We start from the raw sequence: 16,133 nt of genomic DNA on the forward strand, positions 1-16,133 counted from the left end.
ACAACGTCGCAGCAGGAATCCGGAAAAATCCAAAAGAAGGAAGGCATCACATTGCTAAAAGGAGAAAAAGTAGAACTTAGAGCAGTAACGAAAGCTGATTTGCAGAATCAGTTCAAATGGAGAAATGATGAAGGGTTTGCCAATCTGGCAGCGGGAACGGATGCATTTTTGTACAACAATACTCCTATCGAAATGATGGAAATGGTTTATGAGAAGAAACTGGCGTCTGACAACAAAAAAGAAGGCTATGCTTTTTCCGTTTATACATTAGCGGAAGGGGAACATATTGGAAATTGTGACTATCGGGATGTGAATCTCGTGACGAGAACCGCGACAATTGGTTTATCAATCGGGGAGAAGAGCTATTGGAATCATGGCTACGGCTCAGATGTTGTCAGGACGTTGGTTCGGCATTTGTTTAACCATTTGAACTTACGCAGAATCCAGCTGGACACATGGAGCGGCAATGGGCGGGCGATCCGTGCCTATCAAAAGTGTGGTTTTGAAATTGAAGGCCGTCTGAAGGAAAATGAATATGTAGATGGCGCATATTATGATACAATTTTGATGGGGTTGCTGCGGTAAAAGAATCCCCTGTCGATTTAAAGTTTCCCCCCTTTGGATAGAATTATCTAAAGGGGTATTTTAAAAAAAGAACACAACGATCAAAGGAGATAAAACAATATGAAAATCATTGCTACCAGTCTTTTCGTATCAGATCAGGACAAGGCACTGGAGTTTTATTCAGAAACACTCGGCTTTGTAAAAAAACATGACGAACCCGCCGGAGAATATAGATGGATCACACTAGTTTCTCCCGGCGATCAGGATGGCACCGAACTTGTCCTCGAACCCGATGTCCATCCAGCTGCCAAAGAGTATCAAAGGAAGTTATTTGCTGATGGGATCCCAGCTACAATGTTTGGTGTTGAGGATGTTCAAAAAGAATATGAACGATTAACAGAACTTGGTGTGAAGTTCACACAGGAGCCGACAGAAATGGATGGAGTCATATTGGCTGTTTTCGATGATACATGCGGCAATCTCATTCAGATCGTGCAGGCATAAATTGATGTTTTTTGAAGGGGGTTTTTTACATGAAAGATCAAATTGATGAACTCACTTTGCTTCTCTTGTATCTAACATCATTTAAAGAGGATATAGGCATAGAGGTATTACCGAGAAGCTGGAAAGGCTATCCTTTTGAGTCATTGAACGAACTAACCGATGATCATTATATTATTGGAAGCAGGCGGGCAAAATCTGTTCATCTAACGGAGGATGGCGTTGAACAAGCGAAAGAACTGATGAAAAAGTACAATATTGAGACGTAAAAACACATACAACATTTAAAAAAGAAGTTGACGGCTGCAAACTGCCACCGTCAACTTTTTTTGTCCGGGGAAAGATTATTGATCTTGACAGACACGATGTGTCGAATATAAGCATAGCTATCTTTCAATGTTTTCTCCATTAACCTTCTTTATAAATTACTGCCAATTCAGCAAAATCAACTACCATGTTTGTTTTCATCATGAAATCAAGCCCAATAAATCCATCGAATCCATATATATCCTGTGTCATACCCAATTGCAGAGGAAATTGATTAAGGGATTGTCCATCGACATATAGTTCACTAACCAATTGTTGATTACATACTTCACCTTTTCCGCCAACTCCATACATGACAGTAGGTATCCCGTTTACATAGTCAACAAATAGCCCTATTTCAGCTAGTAAATCCGTATCAAAAATTGTGTCTGAACTTCCTGTATCAACGATGACATTATTTAGCAACAGCTCTTCTCCATGAAACTCTAATGCTACTTTAGCTAATAAAATCCCTTTTTCTATTCTTAGCTCCATTTTCGTCCTCGGGATCCAATAAAATATTTTTCAATGACTTCTGGTTGTTCTTTTGAGGTATGAAAGACATAAAGTTCTTTTTCAGGGTTTTTTAAATGAGTCTTTTTGTATGCCTTCCATGCTTCCATATTATCGTCAAAAGTTGAAATGACAGACATGTTATCAAGTGTTCGAATATTATCTTTTGATGTCGTTGATAACGCTTCTACCAATACTAATTTGCTGGGAAACTGTTCACGAACATCATTCCATTCCATTCTGACCCCTCCATGAGTGCTGTTTATCTTATTTTAACATAAATGCTTTGCTTTTTTGAAAGTTTATTCGTGCTTTCGCTTGAATACACCTCTGATACAGCAAAAAAAGCTGACGGTCTCAACCATCAGCTTTTTACTGCTGTCCGGGGAAAGCAATCAATGTTTCCCGGCGGTTTGTCAATTCTAGTAGCCACCTTTGCCGTAGCCGCCTGCACCTACAATGATAAGCAAGATGAAAAGGACTACGATCAGCGCAAAACCTCCGCCATATTCTCCCATGATTACACCCCCTTTCTTGGTTAGAGTATGCGGAACAAACCAGGATGAAAGGGCTATACACCATATTTTAAAAAATGGGCGGAAACTGCCAACATAGCTTATCGTCTGAGCATAACACTTGTGGCGCTTCAGTCAGTTGTACTAGCATACATATAAGAACAGCTGGAAAAATAAGCTAAAAGGAGCTTTTGACATGTCTAAAAACCTGTACTCAAAAGAAAACACCCAGCATTTAGCTCAATTAAAAAACCTTGCACCTGATCAAGTAAAAGCATTTGATGATTTTAACACTGCTGCCTTGCAAGATGGCAAGTTATCAAAAAAGGAAAAAGAAATCATTGCCGTAGCTGTTACGCATGTGACCCAATGTCCTTACTGTATTGACTCTCATACAAAAAATGCAAAAAAAGCCGGGGCAACACTGGAAGAACTGACTGAAGCGGCGTTTGTATCTGCGGCTATTGAAGCTGGAGGAACCGTTACACATAGCACCCATGTACATCATGCCAAAGATCAGGACGCACCGGACACCCTTTATGCTCGTTCCAATTTGAAGCAGTTAGGACAATTAGGCAAATTTGCACCAGATGGTTTTAAAGGGTATCAAGGTTTCAACGCCGCTGCCATGAAAGAAGGAGAATTAACGGCCAAATTCAAAGAAATCATTGCCGTCGCTGTGGCAAACTCGACACAATGCCCTTATTGCATCGATGTTCATACGAAAAATGCGGAGAAACAGGGTGCCACCAATGAAGAGCTTGCTGAGGCCATCGTGGTGAGTTCCGCAATCCGCACGGGCGCTTCTTATGCCCATATGGCTAATATGATCCAAAGTTACCAGGAGGACTAACATCTGCCTATGAAAAATACTTAATAACGGAATTAGTTAGTAAGTATTTTTTGGCATCTAGTTCTCTTTGTCAAAGTACTGAATGCCTGGATCGTGGGTATAGCGCTGATGCGGAAACAGCAATTTTTCCAAATAGGGGGAAGAGATGTTTTTTAACATATAGTTGGCCTCTGTTTCAGCCATAAAATATTTCGCTTCATCTGCCGTAAGCTTCCCAGTTACGATTTCGTGGAATAAATTCACAGCCAAAAAGTTGGCTTCCTCCTTGTCACATATAACGGTAACTTCCCCTCTGGTTCTGTCAGGGTAACAGCTGCCGTCAAAGCGGGCAATTTCATCAAATAATTCTACAGGTGTGCGATAATCAACGGTTTGTGCAAGGAAATCCTGATGATTAACCGGCAAGTTATGCGGTGCGGCATCCCGTAATACAACCGTTCGCTTCCAGGGTCCGTTCTGATACCAAATTAATCTGCTTGGAATAGCCTCCTGAGGGTAGCCATACTTTTGGATGATTGTTAAGGCTGCTTCCTGCTGCTGTTTTTCCCATCTGCTTAAAATTTGTTCGATGTAATGCTGGTACTCGTTTTCCATTTTATTGCCTCCCAAATTTTCCATCTTTCATAATATATACAGGAGCCCAGTAATCGGTTCTTAAAAAATTGAAACCCCGGCCCACTTCGAGCGTATAATTAGGTAGAATAAACTTACGGAAGGGGTTAGTGCTGTGGCAGAAGCAAAGAAAAAGAAGGACCAGACATGGATTTTGGATATATTGTTCACTGCGGGAGAATTGCTGCTATATTTTCCAAGGATCGTCGCTCAATTCGTGAAAGGGATATTTAGTTAATTCATCCAAGGGCGGGGAGTTAATTATGAACCTGATAATCACTATATTGATCATCTTATCCTCAGCCGGATTTTTGTATTATTTGGGAAAATCCGGATATGACTGGGGCGGGGAAAAGGATGAGGATTCATAGGAGGGGGAGAACTTGATGGAAAACAAGCTTGCGGCAGTTTTCATTGACAGGGACGGGACAATCGGCGGTGATGGGCATTTCATTCATCCGAAGAATTTTAAACCGTATCCTTTCAGTAAGCAGGCATTGGCTAAGCTGGATGCGCATGGTGTGAGGAGGTTTGCATTCACCAATCAGCACCGGATCAGCAGAGGGCAAGCGTCTGTCGAAGATTTTCAGCAGGAATTTTCATCTTACGGTTTTGAAGAGGCTTTGATTTGCTCTCATAACAAAATGGAGGAGCGCAGCTGCCGTAAACCGAAGCCTGGGATGCTCCAGGAAGCTGCACGAAAATTCCAATTCGACTTGAAAAAGTGTGCAGTGATTGGAGACGTGGGCGCGACTGATATGCTGGCGGCAGATGAAGTTGGGGCAATAAAGGTGCTGGTTTTAACAGGCTGGGGCAAAAAATCTCTTGATGCGTATCGGAATACCTGGCAAGCGACAGAAGCAGATTTTGTGGCAGAGAATTTGCTGGAAGCGGTGGAGTGGCTGCTTGATTAGATCCGCTTGAGAAAATACAGAAGGCTTTTGTAGGAGAAGCGGAGAGGCTCGTTCTTGAGACAGAAGCAAATGTTGTTAATTTGGTTAAAGAAATGATGAGAGAAATGAGAGAGGGGAAAAATGGTGGCAATTGTGAAAACAACGCTGGATATTAAAAAAGGAAAGCTTATGATACGCTCATAAGCTTTCCTGCAAAATAGCTATTCAGGTTCAGACAGTTCATCTTCCGTTACCCATTTATGATTGGAGACTTTCTCTCCGCCATTTGTTGGCATGTAGCTGACCATGTATACCGTTGTTTGCACGGCGGAATCAATTTCAGCCGTGGCTCCGTCCATGCCTTCCATATGGCTTGCATCCAGTGTAACTTCCGTGCCTGGTTCAAGCGGTGCTTCTCCTGGGTCTTCCAGCTCTTCGTGAATTACCCACTTATGATTTTCCACTGGCTCTCCGCCATTAGTTGGTGTGTAAGAGACAACGTATGCGGTGGTATTATAAGCTCCCTCAATGGTTGCCTCCGCACCTTGCATCCCATGCATTCCCCCCATGTGGCTTGCTTCAATTATAGCGGTGCTGCCCACCGGATAGGCAGGGTCTTCGGCTTCCTCCAAGTCATCTGGAACCTCACCGGAGCCGGAGTGACTCATGTCGCTCTGTCCTCCAGAACCGGATTCCATGTCCATTTCCTCATCCGTGTTCGCCTCTTCCTCGTTTCCGTTTTGCTCTGCTTCTTCATTTCCTCCACCGCATGCTGCCAGCAAAAAGATGGTAACAAGCAGCATTATTCCTATAATCCATTTTTTATTCATTGAAAGACCCTCCTTGACATTTCTTCTTAGGTGCACAGTTAAACCATACCCGGGAATTGTAAAATTTAATTGTGATTTGGCTTAGAAATTTTTTTCCAAGCAGGATTTCCGATTGAAGATCATTTAAAAACTGTCTGGGGTATTGGCTATAAGTGGATTTGGTAATGGAGAGATATGATTCAAAAAATGAAGGTTGTCCGGAATGTAAAGCACATTCCGGACAACCTTTTTAAGATATGAATCTCTCTGTCGCTTTTAATTAAGCTGCATTCCGGCAAGCTTCCGCACATTTGAAGCAAGCATCGGCACATTTTTGGCAATGGTCATGGTCGTGCTTTTTGCATTCATTGCCACATGCTTCACAAATCTCTGCACAGACGGATGCCAATTGGGAAACAAATGGCGTCCCACGGGAAATCGCTTGTTCCAGATACGCGCAAATGTCTGCGCACTCCCGATCCAGCCGGATACATTCCGCCATCATTTTCACATCGTCCTCCTGCAGGCATGCATCATAACAATGATTGCACTCTGTCATACATTCATGCAGCGTCTGCAGCAATTGCTGGTGTTGTTCGTGTGCCATCATAAACATCTCCTTTTTGTTATTTCCATTATTTACGATTCCCGCTGAATGCTGTAATAAACGCCTTTAGGGAAAATCTGTTAAGTCTGTACGGTTTTTTACATATGAGCAGGTTTATTGTTTTACCTTACGGGGGTATTGTATTATAGAAAAGAAGAAAATAGGAATCATATAGTTGGAAGGAGCAGATAGCATGAACAGAGAAAAAGACAGTAAACATGAGCACCATTCCCATCATGAGCATGCTGATCATGATCACAGTAAACACTCTTCGCACGATCATGTGCATCACCACGATGATCATGACCATGGTCACTCGGACCACAACCACGGTGATCACGGCAGTCACGGACATCACGACCATGGAGATATGGTAAAGGATTTTAAAAAACGGTTTTATATTTCCTTAATACTCACCATCCCTATCCTGGCGTTGTCGCCGATGATTCAGATGTTCCTTGGAGTGGATTGGCGTTTCACGGGTGATATGTACATCCTATTTGCCCTATCCACTGTGGTGTTCTTCTATGGCGGCTGGCCGTTTATAACCGGAGCCATCAGTGAGCTGAAAGACAAAAACCCTGGCATGATGACATTGATAGGCCTGGCAATCGCCATTGCGTACGGCTATAGTACGATGGTTGTATTTGGCTGGCAGGGAGATCAGCTTTTCTGGGAGCTAGCCACCTTGGTTGATATCATGCTTCTGGGGCACTGGATAGAGATGCGCTCGGTGATGGGTGCTTCCAATGCACTGGAACAGCTGGTCAAACTGATGCCGAACGAAGCGCATCGGCTGGATGAGAATGATCAGGCGGAGGATGTCCCTCTTTCTGAGCTGAAAAACGATGACCGTGTACTCGTAAAACCGGGGGAAAAGATTCCGGTAGATGGCACGATTCTGGACGGGAAATCCGCCATTGATGAATCGATGCTCACCGGTGAATCCGTCCCGGTAGAGAAGGGGAAAAATGATGAAGTGATCGGCGGGTCCGTGAACAAGGAAGGCTCGCTGACGATTCAAGTAGAAAAGACCGGTGAGGATTCGTATTTATCCCAGGTGATTACCATGGTTCGCGAGGCGCAGGAGTCGAAATCGCGGACACAGGATTTAACGAACCGGGCGGCAAAATGGCTGTTTTATCTGGCGCTTGCTGCAGGGTTCCTCACATTCGTTGTTTGGCTGCTTCTTGGCTTTTCGATCGACGTGGCGGTTCAGCGCATGGTTACGGTAATGGTCATTACTTGTCCGCATGCGCTAGGCCTGGCAGCTCCACTTGTTGTTGCCGTATCGACCGCGATTTCTGCGAAGAAAGGTCTTTTGATTCGCAACCGTGCCAACTTCGAGGGAGCGCGTAATCTGAACGCTGTCGTTTTTGATAAAACCGGCACACTGACCAAAGGTGAATTTGGTGTAACAGACATTATCGCAAACGAAGGCTATGAAAAAGAAGATATTCTCAAGTTCGCAGCGAGTGTCGAACAGCATTCCGAACACCCAATTGCTGCTGGAATTGTGCGCTCGGCCGAGGGGAAAAATCTTTCCTTTGGCAAAGTAACAGACTTTGAATCAATCACAGGTAAAGGAATTCAAGGAAAAGTAGACGGTAAAAAGATAAATGTCGTTAGCCCTGGGTATGTTACGAACAACAACTTGGAGTATGATCAGAACACCTTCAATGATATGTCAGAAGAGGGAAAGACAGTCGTGTTTGTCCTGCTGGATGACCAATTAATCGGCATGATCGGTCTTGCTGACATGGTCCGCGAAACCGCCAAAGAAGCAATTGCCTCCTTAAAAGAAGGCGGCATTCATCCGATTATGCTGACAGGTGATAATCAGAAAGTCGCGGATTGGGTAGCAAAACAACTCGGTATCGAGGAAGTCCATGCTGAAGTTTTGCCGGACGATAAAGCAAATGAAGTGAAGAAAATCCAAGAAAAAGGCTGGAAAGTTGCCATGACCGGCGACGGTGTTAATGATGCACCGGCTCTCGCAACAGCTGACCTCGGGATCGCAATTGGCGCAGGAACAGATGTAGCAATGGAAACAGCGGACGTTGTTCTCGTCAAAAGTAACCCGAATGACGTGGTTGCGCTGATGGATTTATCGAAAAAGACCTACCGGAAGATGGTGCAGAATCTCTGGTGGGCCACCGGCTACAATATCTTTGCCATCCCGCTTGCTGCAGGGGTGCTGGCCCCAGTCGGCATTGTCCTCAGCCCGGCAGTGGGAGCTGTGCTGATGAGTCTGAGCACGATTATTGTTGCAATTAATGCGAAGCTGCTGCGGGCTTAGTAAGTTTAAAAACCTCGGGAGTCCTATCCGGGGTTTTAAAATTGTTGGTTGTATACCTACCGCGGGTATCGTATAATATTTAACAGGGGGAGGAGATACCATGGTGCAAACCAAAAAACATATTCCACTCGCGGTAAATGGCGGAATCGGCTTTGGAGCTAAGCTGAAACCGAAGCAGTTGGCCGCATTGGGAAAGTACTTGGATGATGATACAGAAATAGAACTGACGACACTGCAGCAGCTGATTGTGCAAATTCCCGAAGATGAGCTGGAAGAGGCTAAGAAGGAATTTGAGAAAGCAGACCTGCATTATTATAAAGTAGGGAAATATGTGAAAAACCTGCGAACCTGTAATTTCTGCAAAGGGGAAGAGGAAGAAGGCATGCCGGTGGCGAAGGAATTGAACCGGCGCATTGCCGGACAGGAAGTGCCATTTACACTGCGTCCTGCCTATACAGGCTGTCCCATCGGCTGCGGTGAGCCGCTGATCAATGACATTGGTGTCATGAAAGATAAGGACACATACGAATTATATATCGGCGGTATTTCAAAGGGAAGGGAGGCAAAACCAGGCCACTTGGTGCAGGCAGGTCTTCAGCCGGAAGAATTGTACCAGATGGTGGATCGTATTTTGGAAATTTACCGGGAAAACGGAAAGAAGCGGGAGAAATTTCATCGTTTTGTGGAGCGATATGGAATGGAGCAGATAATGGAAGGTCTGCAAGCGGCATAAGTTGGTTCTGTGGCAGCTAAGCCCGGGGAGTGTATCTTTCGGGTTTAACTGCCTTTTCAACCAACTATCCGTTAAACATATGCTGAAAATGCTGAAGTGTTTCTAGCTGTTCCTTCACAGAGGACTGTGGGGTAAACGACCATCCTTTGCTTTCTATAAATCCTCCATACTTTTCCATTAGCTGCAGCTGCTGAAGGGCCATTTCCACATGAGCATTGCGGACATTCTGATTTTTCATCATTAAAGCAGATGAAAAATTCTGTCCAGCCATGCTTTTGGCCGTGCTGCGTACATCCAGCGCAATCCATCTGTCTTGAAGCTCGGAGTCATAACTCATATGGTTTTGCTGATGTGAATAAGGGTGATTGCTGAGCTGATTAAGGGATGGGACTTCGACATACTGTTTATGATATGGATTGATCAAGTCGAGCATCACATGAACATGAGCACGCATCATATTTATCTGCAAGGCAATAAGCGCTCCCAGTCTTTCATCAGAAACCTTTGTGCGTAAAAGCTCCAGCCTGTTGATCACGCCTTCGTGGGCAGCCAGATGATCAGCCATTAAACCCAGATCTGCCGCTGGTATTATTTTCATCAAATCACCTCTTTAGATGAAAGGAATTTTGCCTCATCGTATGCTTGCTTTCTGAATAAGGTGAAACGCCCTTTTACAAAAGGAGAAAACGATAAAAGAAATATGGGGAGAAAATAGCAAAAACAGGCTGCAGAAAAAGTGCAGCCTGTTTTTATACTTACAGTTAGTGATAAACCAAATTTAGCACCAAACAGCGCCAACAATGATGAGAAGGATAAATAAAACAACGATCAGCGCAAAGCCGTTATTACCGCCTTGGTAGCCGCCATATCCTCCATAGCAGCATTGGCCATATCCGTATCCCATAATTTTTCACCTCTCTTTATCGATTTAATTTAATAACCGTAACCGCCGTAAGAAGAACCAACAATAATCAACAGGATGAACAGCACGACAAGAAAAGCAAATCCTCCGCCGTATCCTTCAGAAAAACCGCTCATTTTCCAACACCTCCATATCCATTTGTTAAATAGCATATGGCGGGCGGGCAGACATTGATATGGATAACCACCCAGATTGGGCAGGAAAAGTAATAAACCTCCGCAGATGAACGTTGCAGCAGCTTTCTTTTGGCATAAAATATAGGAAATTCCTATGTAAAAGGGGGTGTTTTTCATGTTCCCGGAGAGAAGGAGACGAAGCAGAGCCTTATTCCCTCATCAAAATCGCCGAAGATCCGCACCAAAATCCCGGTTCCACGCCGCAACCGAGACAATAGCTGATTTCCGGAATTCAGTTGGCCAAATGGACATCGAGAAACTGTATGCAACCGGCAAGCAGGCGATGGATGTGTATAAGCAGGTGAGTCCTTATATTGCAAAATTGAAGAAATAATACCCAAAAAGCCAGCTTTGCATATGCATGCGAAGCTGGTGAAATTTTTAGGGAAACGTTTAATTTTTGTTATTTGCAGATAAGATACCTGTTCGGCGTCTGAAAGCGTGCCGCTAACCAATGCCGTTTAACCCACTAAGCATTTTTGGTTTTTCTGGGATTGTTTTTCGTTATTATCCATTTTAACAAAAATCCCACAAGCAAACCTGGGAGTATACTCAATATTGGGAGCCAGACAGGTCCCAATAATTGACCGAATAGCATGAGTCTGGTTGAATAGATCACTCCCACAGTCATAAAATAAGCTGAAAAAACAAATGGAAAAAACGAATAAGGTTCTTTTCCACCACCTGCGTCTTTAAATGCATCCCACATCGCAAAAAAGTACAAACAAGGATAAAACATGATCCATTGATAGTTCGCCTGTTCAATTGCCATTTCAATGTTCCCCAAAAAACTGGAAACAATAATTTTGTTTATATTCCCTTGAACATTGACCAAAAACTCCAGGAAAATCAATAGCAATCCCTTGATATACTTTCCATTTAATAATTGCCCAAAGCCAGGTAAGGCAATACTCCAAAGTAAAATTTCATACTTGTTTTTCTGATTCATATTAACCGTCCATCTGTTGTTCTTCTTGTAATCAGGATTAGGCAACGCAATTCAGTAAGTTGCCTAACCTTTGTTCATGGCATTATTTCCTCTGCAAGGGCTTTTATTTGTTTAGTTCATTTCGTTCTTCCATCTGAGGCTGCTCTTCCATCCATCCTTTATTAATCATGAGTTTTGCTCCTTCCTGGGCATATTGGAAGGTATCTTTGACCATAACGGCTACTTTGGCAGCTATGTCCGTCCGTAAACTAAAAGAGGTTCCGAATGAGTTCCCCCCTATGGCAAAGCTGCAAAAAAGGTTGACACAATACATCATCAGTTTGTCGGAAAACGGAGCCACTTTTGACCTTGTTGCAATACCGCCGGATGGACTTGGTACTTGAATACCATCTTGAAGAAGGAGCTCGCTCAACTCTTTAATAAAGCTCTTGGAAAGTTCAGCTCCTTTTTTAAAATATTTTTTGGCCTCTTGTTCCTGAGCACATTGAGCAAAACCGGTAATCATTTGCATGCCGGTAATATTCGTATCGATAGCATGGAATACATTAGCTACCTCTACCGTGTTGATTGTCCGTTTTTGATTAAATGGATTTAATCCTTTTAGATATTTGATATCCTTAACAAATTCAACGGTCTTTGGCATGGAAACATAAGGCGGGCGGGCGAGCATTCCCTTTTCAATCAAATATTGGGTACATTCATTGTAATACTTTTGGGTAATGGCGGTCAGATCTTTATAAATCACCACAATATCTTCACGGGATGCCATTGTTGTATTTAATGCATGCATACCTATACTAATTTCCTTGATTAAACGAACAAACATGATATCGAAACCATGATCATATAACTTAGGGACACCTTTGTTGACATCCTGAGCTGTAAATCCGACTGGTATGACAGCCCCTTCGTTTTGGAATAGGACTGTTATTTTCTCCACATAAGGATCGATTTCATCGTATAACGAAACCATAATATTTTTTGCTTTTTCGTCATCTGCCTGCTCTATAAAATATTCCAGCATCCGCAGTATCATTGTTTTCTGCTGGTATGTAAGCCATAATGTACCAAGTTCTGATGAAGTGATCCCGGGTTTTTCAGGCATTATAACAATTCCTCCCATAGTTAGCTGATTCATTTTACAATATACAGTTTGTGAACTTTAATGGGTTTTATTCACTTCTTTCGTATTGCGGTACAAAAAATGATTATCTAAAAATGAAAATGCTCATGAGATATTGAATGCTTACTTGTTCTGTTTATCACTTATTTTTCTTACACACCCTACTACACCTCTTGTTACTAAAGACTTTAAGGTCATACTAATTAAAGTATGGTACCATTTCCATTTCTTATTCCATTTGAGTAAATTTGTGTTCTTTTCTATTAAATATTCAAATAAAGTCGTTGGGACTGTGAAGGCAAGCAATTTTAAAAGGATCGTCTTTGGTTTATCTTTATCCGTTAATTGATTGAAAAAAACCGTAAATGTAGGATATACAAGAAAGTCAAATAGCACATTTGACTTAAATGTTTTTGGTAAGTAACGAACAGGATATTGAAGTAATTTATGTGAAGCAAGAACATTATCGATAAAGCCATTGGTAATGCCGTTAAATAGATAAGCCAGTAACCAATCTTTTATTGATGGTTTTTTCCTTAGTAAAAAAATGGGTAAACAGATTAATGTAAAGATCAGCGAACCACGCAAAATAAACTTACTAACTTTATCCCCTTTCATACGAAGGCCCGTCCTTTCTCACCATAGGATTTCTCATGGAAAAAGAATTATTCATCAATGCTTTTTAATGGACGTTTATACAAGAAGCTCAATTTCCTTAAATGAAAAATCAGGATTTATTCTTTCACTATCAGCCCTTTCCTATCCTTCTAATGGACTCTTTTTTTGATCATATGGATTATTTGATCACCAACGGCTGAATCCGGCTCATGTCGAACCATCAAGGAAACTCATTTCACTTTCGCTATCCCCAGCGCTAAATGCTCCCAGAGAATATTTTCCACTAATTCCGCCTGCTCCTCTTTACAGTCAATGATAAGAATTACTTCTGCATGTTTTCCCTTTAATGATCTTTTGCGTTTTTTTACGACTTTCTCGATAAATAGTCTAATGCCAAATCCGAGAAGTAACCCAATCACAGCAGCAATTAACCCCCAAACAATCGGTCCCCAATTCAATTCAAAGCCAATACTCGCCCCAATCACCGAAAAAGCTGTTGCCAGGACCAATCCGATATCAATGAGCGAGGTTCCATCTGAGTGGTGGAGGGTGTCAAACAATCCCGGCTCCTGCTTCCGGTTATCCAGTGGAACGGCATAAATATGCTCTTTGGGAATGCCCCTTTTTTCCAGTGTGACTATGGCCATTTCTAACGTTAAATGATGTTCAAACGTTGAGAATAACTGCATTGTTATCGCTCCACCTTTTTTCCTTTTAAAACATGAAAATGACTGTTTTGGTAATGATCTTTGAAGTATCTTCGCTGTTCTTTTTCAAATAACTTATTATTTTCCACGGTACTTGAATAAGCATCATACATAGCAAATCCTAATAAAGAAGGTAAAAATAAGAACCACTGTGCGCTTAAAACGGAAGTAGCCTGGTGAATGTCACCGGTAAAAAAGTAAACCAATGCTTCCAGCAGATGAGAATAATAAAAAAATATAATACCCCAAGTCAAAAGAAAGAAAGCGGAAATAATTCGATTGATGTAAAGCTGTCCCAGGCCTGGCATAAATATAGAAACCACCACGGCCATGACAGGGTTTCTTTTACTCAAAAAGTTAATTTCAAATGAACCGATAGAGACTGTGCTAATCTGCTGCTCTTCAGGCTCTGCAACAACGTAAAGTTTATTCATTTCGACTGTTGTACGATAACAATCCCAAATGGTAAAAAAATACATCGGCGTATATAATAGAATCCATTCGGTATTTAATGTGTTCGTCGCGGCATAAAAATCACCCTGAAAGGTATAAATAATTCCCAGATTAATGTTCGCTTGCACATTAACAAAAACTTCCCAGATAATCAGTATAAATCCGCGAATGTATTTTGATAAAAGCAGGTGGCCAAACCCTGGAAATGCTGCACTCCACCAGGCAGTAATATAGGGGTTTCTTAAATGGATCTGTGTCGTACCAAGCGCACTTACATGGGTGATGCCGCGTCTTGCTGTATTGTTGTTGTAGTTTTGCATGTTTCACCTCCATGTTAGTGTTAGCGCATTTTTAATATCCTCAGTATCTTCAAATTCCAATAAAGAAGCAGCAGGATAGATGGATAAAGTAAGGCGGAATAGCCTAATTTCCAATGAACGCTATGATGAAAAGCCCCTGTTTGAATACATATCCATTCATAAGTAGTGATGATGACCGCGTGCCCCATAATATACAGAATCTGACGGGGCCTTGTTTTTGGGAAGAAGTTCAGGAAGATAATATTGTAAGCTGGAAACACACCGAAAATAATAATTAATGTGCCCCAATCGATTATCCCCGGGATCAAATAATCATATAACCCGAATCTGTAGGAGAGGTACATATCCACAGTCATCACAAACGTTAAGGCAAACCATGCTGTTGCATACATTTCCATCAAGGTTATCCTTTTTGGCATGAAGTATATGATTATGTAAAACAGGAAGATTGAAGCGATGATGAAAAACACGGTGATTACACATCCTCTGGCTTTGTGGGTTATCCGACTTTCCTGCTATTAATTTTAAAATCATTGCATGATGCGGGAGCAAGGGGTTTTCTTCACGAAATTTCATTGCCTTGATAGTATTTACAGGATTATTAGGTCTATGTATGGCTGGTATTGAGTGTGGATGGGATGTTTTTCTGCATACAGTCACTAATTTATGGTAAAATATGGATTTTTATCGAAACGCTATACTATGCTTAAATAGCCAGTAATTACAAAATTAAAAAGGGGGACATATGACACAAAAAATAAACTATCAGTCACGGTATAACGCTTTATCAATGGAATTTGAGGAGGGTTTGAAACGATCACTTACAGGTAAAGAGAAAAATTTTCTTAAATGGTTAGTGACAAAAGAAATAGCAGATCAATGAACAACCCACGAGCAGTGCCGAAAGTAGATTAGTATCATTTCAGGATTACTGGTTAAGGTTTCTATTAAAAGAGATCATAAGAAAAAAGCTGATAACATTCAGCTTTTTTCTTTATTCCTTGCGAGCTTTTTTTGATCTTTTGTAACCGGGGGTTGTTTCAGCTAATTGTATTCAATCATGATCTCTGCTCAAGTCGGATAACTTCTAACGGTAATCGTTCATAAGTGACCATTAAATCGCTCCGTTGATTGGCAGCCGCAGCAGTGGCATCGTTTCCAATACCTGCAGAAATGATAGTAGACAAATAGTATACCTGTTGATTTGAAATAAAGTCGCGATGTTTATATAAAAGATACGATGTTTAAAACAAAGTAACAATGTTTATAAAATAGCTGCGAAATTTTACTTCTTTGGATATGCTTGTCTAAAGAGCGCGAGATCGGTCGGTTAGATTTGTAATTCATCTGGGAATCTTCTTGATTATTGAATTATTATAAATAGATGTGTATAATTGAATTAACACTAAATGATTTATTATAAATAAATCTACTATAAGTGGGAAGGGAGTTATTCCATGCCGTATAAACTAATCTCTAAAGGAACAAATTCCCTCGAAGAGCTTCATTCTTCAAGTACGGACATTGCCAAAGTATTTAATACACTTGAAGATGCTAACTTAATGAAAAATGAGTTAAATTCCATTACTATCGATAAAGTGTATTGGGAAGTTGCCAAGACCGACAAGACGCCGAACGCCTAAAAACATTCTATAATATA

General features: G+C 41.6%; 25 protein-coding genes and 1 pseudogene. 11 read left to right on the plus strand and 15 right to left on the minus strand.

What is annotated here, in order from left to right; all coding sequences use genetic code 11:
* The first annotated feature begins 51 nt into the window (after positions 1-51).
* The 3 genes from CEG13_RS15920 to CEG13_RS15930 all read left to right on the plus strand — a co-directional run bounded on the left by CEG13_RS15920 (position 52) and on the right by CEG13_RS15930 (position 1,334).
* Positions 52-585 carry a GNAT family N-acetyltransferase gene (locus CEG13_RS15920; RefSeq protein ID WP_100012882.1) on the plus strand — a complete coding sequence of 178 codons (534 nt, stop codon included), beginning with the start codon at positions 52-54 and terminating at the stop codon, positions 583-585.
* Between the two features lie 99 nt (positions 586-684).
* Positions 685-1,068, plus strand: coding sequence for a VOC family protein (locus tag CEG13_RS15925; RefSeq protein ID WP_100012883.1), 384 nt, complete (start codon positions 685-687; stop codon positions 1,066-1,068).
* A 29-nt stretch (positions 1,069-1,097) separates the two neighbouring features.
* Positions 1,098-1,334, plus strand: coding sequence for a DUF6429 family protein (locus CEG13_RS15930; RefSeq protein ID WP_100012884.1), 237 nt, complete (start codon positions 1,098-1,100; stop codon positions 1,332-1,334).
* A 139-nt stretch (positions 1,335-1,473) separates the two neighbouring features.
* Here the strand turns inward: CEG13_RS15930 and CEG13_RS15935 are convergent, their stop codons facing one another.
* The 3 genes from CEG13_RS15935 to CEG13_RS15945 form a co-directional block, all read right to left on the minus strand.
* Positions 1,474-1,866 carry a pepsin/retropepsin-like aspartic protease family protein gene (locus CEG13_RS15935; protein ID WP_100012885.1) on the minus strand — a complete coding sequence of 131 codons (393 nt, stop codon included), beginning with the start codon at positions 1,864-1,866 and terminating at the stop codon, positions 1,474-1,476.
* Positions 1,857-2,123, minus strand: coding sequence for a hypothetical protein (locus CEG13_RS15940; RefSeq protein ID WP_100012886.1), 267 nt, complete (start codon positions 2,121-2,123; stop codon positions 1,857-1,859). Before CEG13_RS15940 ends, CEG13_RS15935 begins: the two co-directional genes overlap by 10 nt.
* 183 nt (positions 2,124-2,306) lie before the next feature.
* Positions 2,307-2,402 carry a YjcZ family sporulation protein gene (locus tag CEG13_RS15945; protein WP_100012887.1) on the minus strand — a complete coding sequence of 32 codons (96 nt, stop codon included), beginning with the start codon at positions 2,400-2,402 and terminating at the stop codon, positions 2,307-2,309.
* A 193-nt stretch (positions 2,403-2,595) separates the two neighbouring features.
* On the opposite strand from CEG13_RS15945, the gene CEG13_RS15950 reads away from it, so the two are divergent.
* On the plus strand, positions 2,596-3,252 hold the full coding sequence (locus tag CEG13_RS15950; protein ID WP_100012888.1) for a carboxymuconolactone decarboxylase family protein: 657 nt from the start codon (positions 2,596-2,598) through the stop codon (positions 3,250-3,252).
* Positions 3,253-3,309: 57 nt separating this feature from the next.
* Here the strand turns inward: CEG13_RS15950 and CEG13_RS15955 are convergent, their stop codons facing one another.
* The gene (locus CEG13_RS15955) at positions 3,310-3,846 is read right to left on the minus strand and encodes a hypothetical protein (protein ID WP_100012889.1); all 537 of its coding nucleotides are present in this window, start codon (positions 3,844-3,846) and stop codon (positions 3,310-3,312) included.
* 133 nt (positions 3,847-3,979) lie between these two features.
* Between CEG13_RS15955 and CEG13_RS19265 the strand changes: the two genes are divergently transcribed.
* Entirely contained in the window at positions 3,980-4,102 is a 123-nt protein-coding gene (locus CEG13_RS19265) for a hypothetical protein (protein WP_275661814.1), read from the plus strand.
* Between the two features lie 148 nt (positions 4,103-4,250).
* The gene (locus CEG13_RS15960) at positions 4,251-4,778 is read left to right on the plus strand and encodes an HAD-IIIA family hydrolase (RefSeq protein WP_100012890.1); all 528 of its coding nucleotides are present in this window, start codon (positions 4,251-4,253) and stop codon (positions 4,776-4,778) included.
* 200 nt (positions 4,779-4,978) lie between these two features.
* Here CEG13_RS15960 and CEG13_RS15965 read toward each other — a convergent pair whose 3' ends face one another.
* Both CEG13_RS15965 and CEG13_RS15970 read right to left on the minus strand, forming a co-directional pair.
* Positions 4,979-5,587 carry a YdhK family protein gene (locus tag CEG13_RS15965; protein ID WP_100012891.1) on the minus strand — a complete coding sequence of 203 codons (609 nt, stop codon included), beginning with the start codon at positions 5,585-5,587 and terminating at the stop codon, positions 4,979-4,981.
* A 259-nt stretch (positions 5,588-5,846) separates the two neighbouring features.
* Positions 5,847-6,173 (minus strand): four-helix bundle copper-binding protein, encoded by a 327-nt coding sequence (locus CEG13_RS15970; protein ID WP_100012892.1) that lies wholly within the window; start codon positions 6,171-6,173, stop codon positions 5,847-5,849.
* A 193-nt stretch (positions 6,174-6,366) separates the two neighbouring features.
* On the opposite strand from CEG13_RS15970, the gene CEG13_RS15975 reads away from it, so the two are divergent.
* A complete protein-coding gene (locus tag CEG13_RS15975) occupies positions 6,367-8,472 on the plus strand; it encodes a heavy metal translocating P-type ATPase (RefSeq protein WP_100012893.1) in 2,106 nt (701 codons plus the stop codon).
* A 100-nt stretch (positions 8,473-8,572) separates the two neighbouring features.
* On the plus strand, positions 8,573-9,205 hold the full coding sequence (locus CEG13_RS15980; RefSeq protein WP_100012894.1) for a nitrite reductase: 633 nt from the start codon (positions 8,573-8,575) through the stop codon (positions 9,203-9,205).
* 64 nt (positions 9,206-9,269) lie between these two features.
* Here the strand turns inward: CEG13_RS15980 and CEG13_RS15985 are convergent, their stop codons facing one another.
* From CEG13_RS15985 to CEG13_RS15995, 3 genes and pseudogenes are all read right to left on the minus strand, one after another.
* Positions 9,270-9,803, minus strand: a complete 534-nt coding sequence (locus CEG13_RS15985; RefSeq protein ID WP_100012895.1) for a spore coat protein — start codon at positions 9,801-9,803, stop codon at positions 9,270-9,272.
* A gap of 180 nt (positions 9,804-9,983) precedes the next feature.
* Positions 9,984-10,070: pseudogene (locus tag CEG13_RS15990) on the minus strand (YjcZ family sporulation protein); the annotation flags it as partial.
* A 68-nt stretch (positions 10,071-10,138) separates the two neighbouring features.
* Positions 10,139-10,243, minus strand: coding sequence for a YjcZ family sporulation protein (locus CEG13_RS15995; protein ID WP_100012897.1), 105 nt, complete (start codon positions 10,241-10,243; stop codon positions 10,139-10,141).
* A gap of 175 nt (positions 10,244-10,418) precedes the next feature.
* Between CEG13_RS15995 and CEG13_RS16000 the strand changes: the two genes are divergently transcribed.
* Positions 10,419-10,637, plus strand: a complete 219-nt coding sequence (locus tag CEG13_RS16000) for a YppG family protein (protein WP_100012898.1) — start codon at positions 10,419-10,421, stop codon at positions 10,635-10,637.
* A gap of 135 nt (positions 10,638-10,772) precedes the next feature.
* Here CEG13_RS16000 and CEG13_RS16005 read toward each other — a convergent pair whose 3' ends face one another.
* The 6 genes from CEG13_RS16005 to CEG13_RS16030 all read right to left on the minus strand — a co-directional run bounded on the left by CEG13_RS16005 (position 10,773) and on the right by CEG13_RS16030 (position 14,871).
* Positions 10,773-11,252 carry a hypothetical protein gene (locus tag CEG13_RS16005; RefSeq protein WP_100012899.1) on the minus strand — a complete coding sequence of 160 codons (480 nt, stop codon included), beginning with the start codon at positions 11,250-11,252 and terminating at the stop codon, positions 10,773-10,775.
* A 103-nt stretch (positions 11,253-11,355) separates the two neighbouring features.
* Positions 11,356-12,357: a DUF3231 family protein gene (locus CEG13_RS16010; protein WP_100012900.1), complete on the minus strand. Its 1,002-nt coding sequence runs from the start codon at positions 12,355-12,357 to the stop codon at positions 11,356-11,358.
* 141 nt (positions 12,358-12,498) lie between these two features.
* Positions 12,499-12,993 (minus strand): CBO0543 family protein, encoded by a 495-nt coding sequence (locus tag CEG13_RS16015; RefSeq protein WP_100012901.1) that lies wholly within the window; start codon positions 12,991-12,993, stop codon positions 12,499-12,501.
* 230 nt (positions 12,994-13,223) lie between these two features.
* Positions 13,224-13,682, minus strand: a complete 459-nt coding sequence (locus CEG13_RS16020) for a hypothetical protein (protein WP_100012902.1) — start codon at positions 13,680-13,682, stop codon at positions 13,224-13,226.
* Positions 13,683-13,684: 2 nt separating this feature from the next.
* A complete protein-coding gene (locus CEG13_RS16025) occupies positions 13,685-14,473 on the minus strand; it encodes a hypothetical protein (protein ID WP_100012903.1) in 789 nt (262 codons plus the stop codon).
* Between the two features lie 20 nt (positions 14,474-14,493).
* Positions 14,494-14,871 carry a CBO0543 family protein gene (locus CEG13_RS16030; protein WP_100012904.1) on the minus strand — a complete coding sequence of 126 codons (378 nt, stop codon included), beginning with the start codon at positions 14,869-14,871 and terminating at the stop codon, positions 14,494-14,496.
* Positions 14,872-15,218: 347 nt separating this feature from the next.
* Between CEG13_RS16030 and CEG13_RS18835 the strand changes: the two genes are divergently transcribed.
* Both CEG13_RS18835 and CEG13_RS16035 read left to right on the plus strand, forming a co-directional pair.
* Entirely contained in the window at positions 15,219-15,356 is a 138-nt protein-coding gene (locus tag CEG13_RS18835; RefSeq protein ID WP_158234716.1) for a hypothetical protein, read from the plus strand.
* Positions 15,357-15,930: 574 nt separating this feature from the next.
* The gene (locus tag CEG13_RS16035; protein WP_100012905.1) at positions 15,931-16,116 is read left to right on the plus strand and encodes a hypothetical protein; all 186 of its coding nucleotides are present in this window, start codon (positions 15,931-15,933) and stop codon (positions 16,114-16,116) included.
* Positions 16,117-16,133: the final 17 nt, after the last annotated feature.

Origin of the sequence: Lentibacillus sediminis (assembly GCF_002763455.1) — a bacterium.
Classification (GTDB): Bacteria; Bacillota; Bacilli; order Bacillales; family Amphibacillaceae; genus Lentibacillus_D; species Lentibacillus_D sediminis_A.

What these genes read in the sequence shown, in the direction of transcription:
- CEG13_RS15945 (WP_100012887.1), bottom strand. Translation starts at nt 2,402, where the DNA reads ATGGGAGAATATGGCGGAGGTTTTGCGCTGATCGTAGTCCTTTTCATC.
- CEG13_RS15995 (WP_100012897.1), bottom strand. Translation starts at nt 10,243, where the DNA reads ATGAGCGGTTTTTCTGAAGGATACGGCGGAGGATTTGCTTTTCTTGTC.
- CEG13_RS15930 (WP_100012884.1), top strand. Translation starts at nt 1,098, where the DNA reads ATGAAAGATCAAATTGATGAACTCACTTTGCTTCTCTTGTATCTAACA.
- CEG13_RS16000 (WP_100012898.1), top strand. Translation starts at nt 10,419, where the DNA reads ATGTTCCCGGAGAGAAGGAGACGAAGCAGAGCCTTATTCCCTCATCAA.
- CEG13_RS16010 (WP_100012900.1), bottom strand. Translation starts at nt 12,357, where the DNA reads ATGCCTGAAAAACCCGGGATCACTTCATCAGAACTTGGTACATTATGG.
- CEG13_RS15950 (WP_100012888.1), top strand. Translation starts at nt 2,596, where the DNA reads ATGTCTAAAAACCTGTACTCAAAAGAAAACACCCAGCATTTAGCTCAA.
- CEG13_RS15970 (WP_100012892.1), bottom strand. Translation starts at nt 6,173, where the DNA reads ATGGCACACGAACAACACCAGCAATTGCTGCAGACGCTGCATGAATGT.
- CEG13_RS15985 (WP_100012895.1), bottom strand. Translation starts at nt 9,803, where the DNA reads ATGAAAATAATACCAGCGGCAGATCTGGGTTTAATGGCTGATCATCTG.
- CEG13_RS15955 (WP_100012889.1), bottom strand. Translation starts at nt 3,846, where the DNA reads ATGGAAAACGAGTACCAGCATTACATCGAACAAATTTTAAGCAGATGG.
- CEG13_RS16035 (WP_100012905.1), top strand. Translation starts at nt 15,931, where the DNA reads ATGCCGTATAAACTAATCTCTAAAGGAACAAATTCCCTCGAAGAGCTT.
- CEG13_RS15960 (WP_100012890.1), top strand. Translation starts at nt 4,251, where the DNA reads ATGGAAAACAAGCTTGCGGCAGTTTTCATTGACAGGGACGGGACAATC.
- CEG13_RS16025 (WP_100012903.1), bottom strand. Translation starts at nt 14,473, where the DNA reads ATGCAAAACTACAACAACAATACAGCAAGACGCGGCATCACCCATGTA.
- CEG13_RS16030 (WP_100012904.1), bottom strand. Translation starts at nt 14,871, where the DNA reads ATGGAAATGTATGCAACAGCATGGTTTGCCTTAACGTTTGTGATGACT.
- CEG13_RS15925 (WP_100012883.1), top strand. Translation starts at nt 685, where the DNA reads ATGAAAATCATTGCTACCAGTCTTTTCGTATCAGATCAGGACAAGGCA.
- CEG13_RS16015 (WP_100012901.1), bottom strand. Translation starts at nt 12,993, where the DNA reads ATGAAAGGGGATAAAGTTAGTAAGTTTATTTTGCGTGGTTCGCTGATC.
- CEG13_RS15940 (WP_100012886.1), bottom strand. Translation starts at nt 2,123, where the DNA reads ATGGAATGGAATGATGTTCGTGAACAGTTTCCCAGCAAATTAGTATTG.
- CEG13_RS15980 (WP_100012894.1), top strand. Translation starts at nt 8,573, where the DNA reads ATGGTGCAAACCAAAAAACATATTCCACTCGCGGTAAATGGCGGAATC.
- CEG13_RS15935 (WP_100012885.1), bottom strand. Translation starts at nt 1,866, where the DNA reads ATGGAGCTAAGAATAGAAAAAGGGATTTTATTAGCTAAAGTAGCATTA.
- CEG13_RS16020 (WP_100012902.1), bottom strand. Translation starts at nt 13,682, where the DNA reads ATGCAGTTATTCTCAACGTTTGAACATCATTTAACGTTAGAAATGGCC.
- CEG13_RS16005 (WP_100012899.1), bottom strand. Translation starts at nt 11,252, where the DNA reads ATGAATCAGAAAAACAAGTATGAAATTTTACTTTGGAGTATTGCCTTA.
- CEG13_RS15975 (WP_100012893.1), top strand. Translation starts at nt 6,367, where the DNA reads ATGAACAGAGAAAAAGACAGTAAACATGAGCACCATTCCCATCATGAG.
- CEG13_RS15965 (WP_100012891.1), bottom strand. Translation starts at nt 5,587, where the DNA reads ATGAATAAAAAATGGATTATAGGAATAATGCTGCTTGTTACCATCTTT.
- CEG13_RS18835 (WP_158234716.1), top strand. Translation starts at nt 15,219, where the DNA reads ATGACACAAAAAATAAACTATCAGTCACGGTATAACGCTTTATCAATG.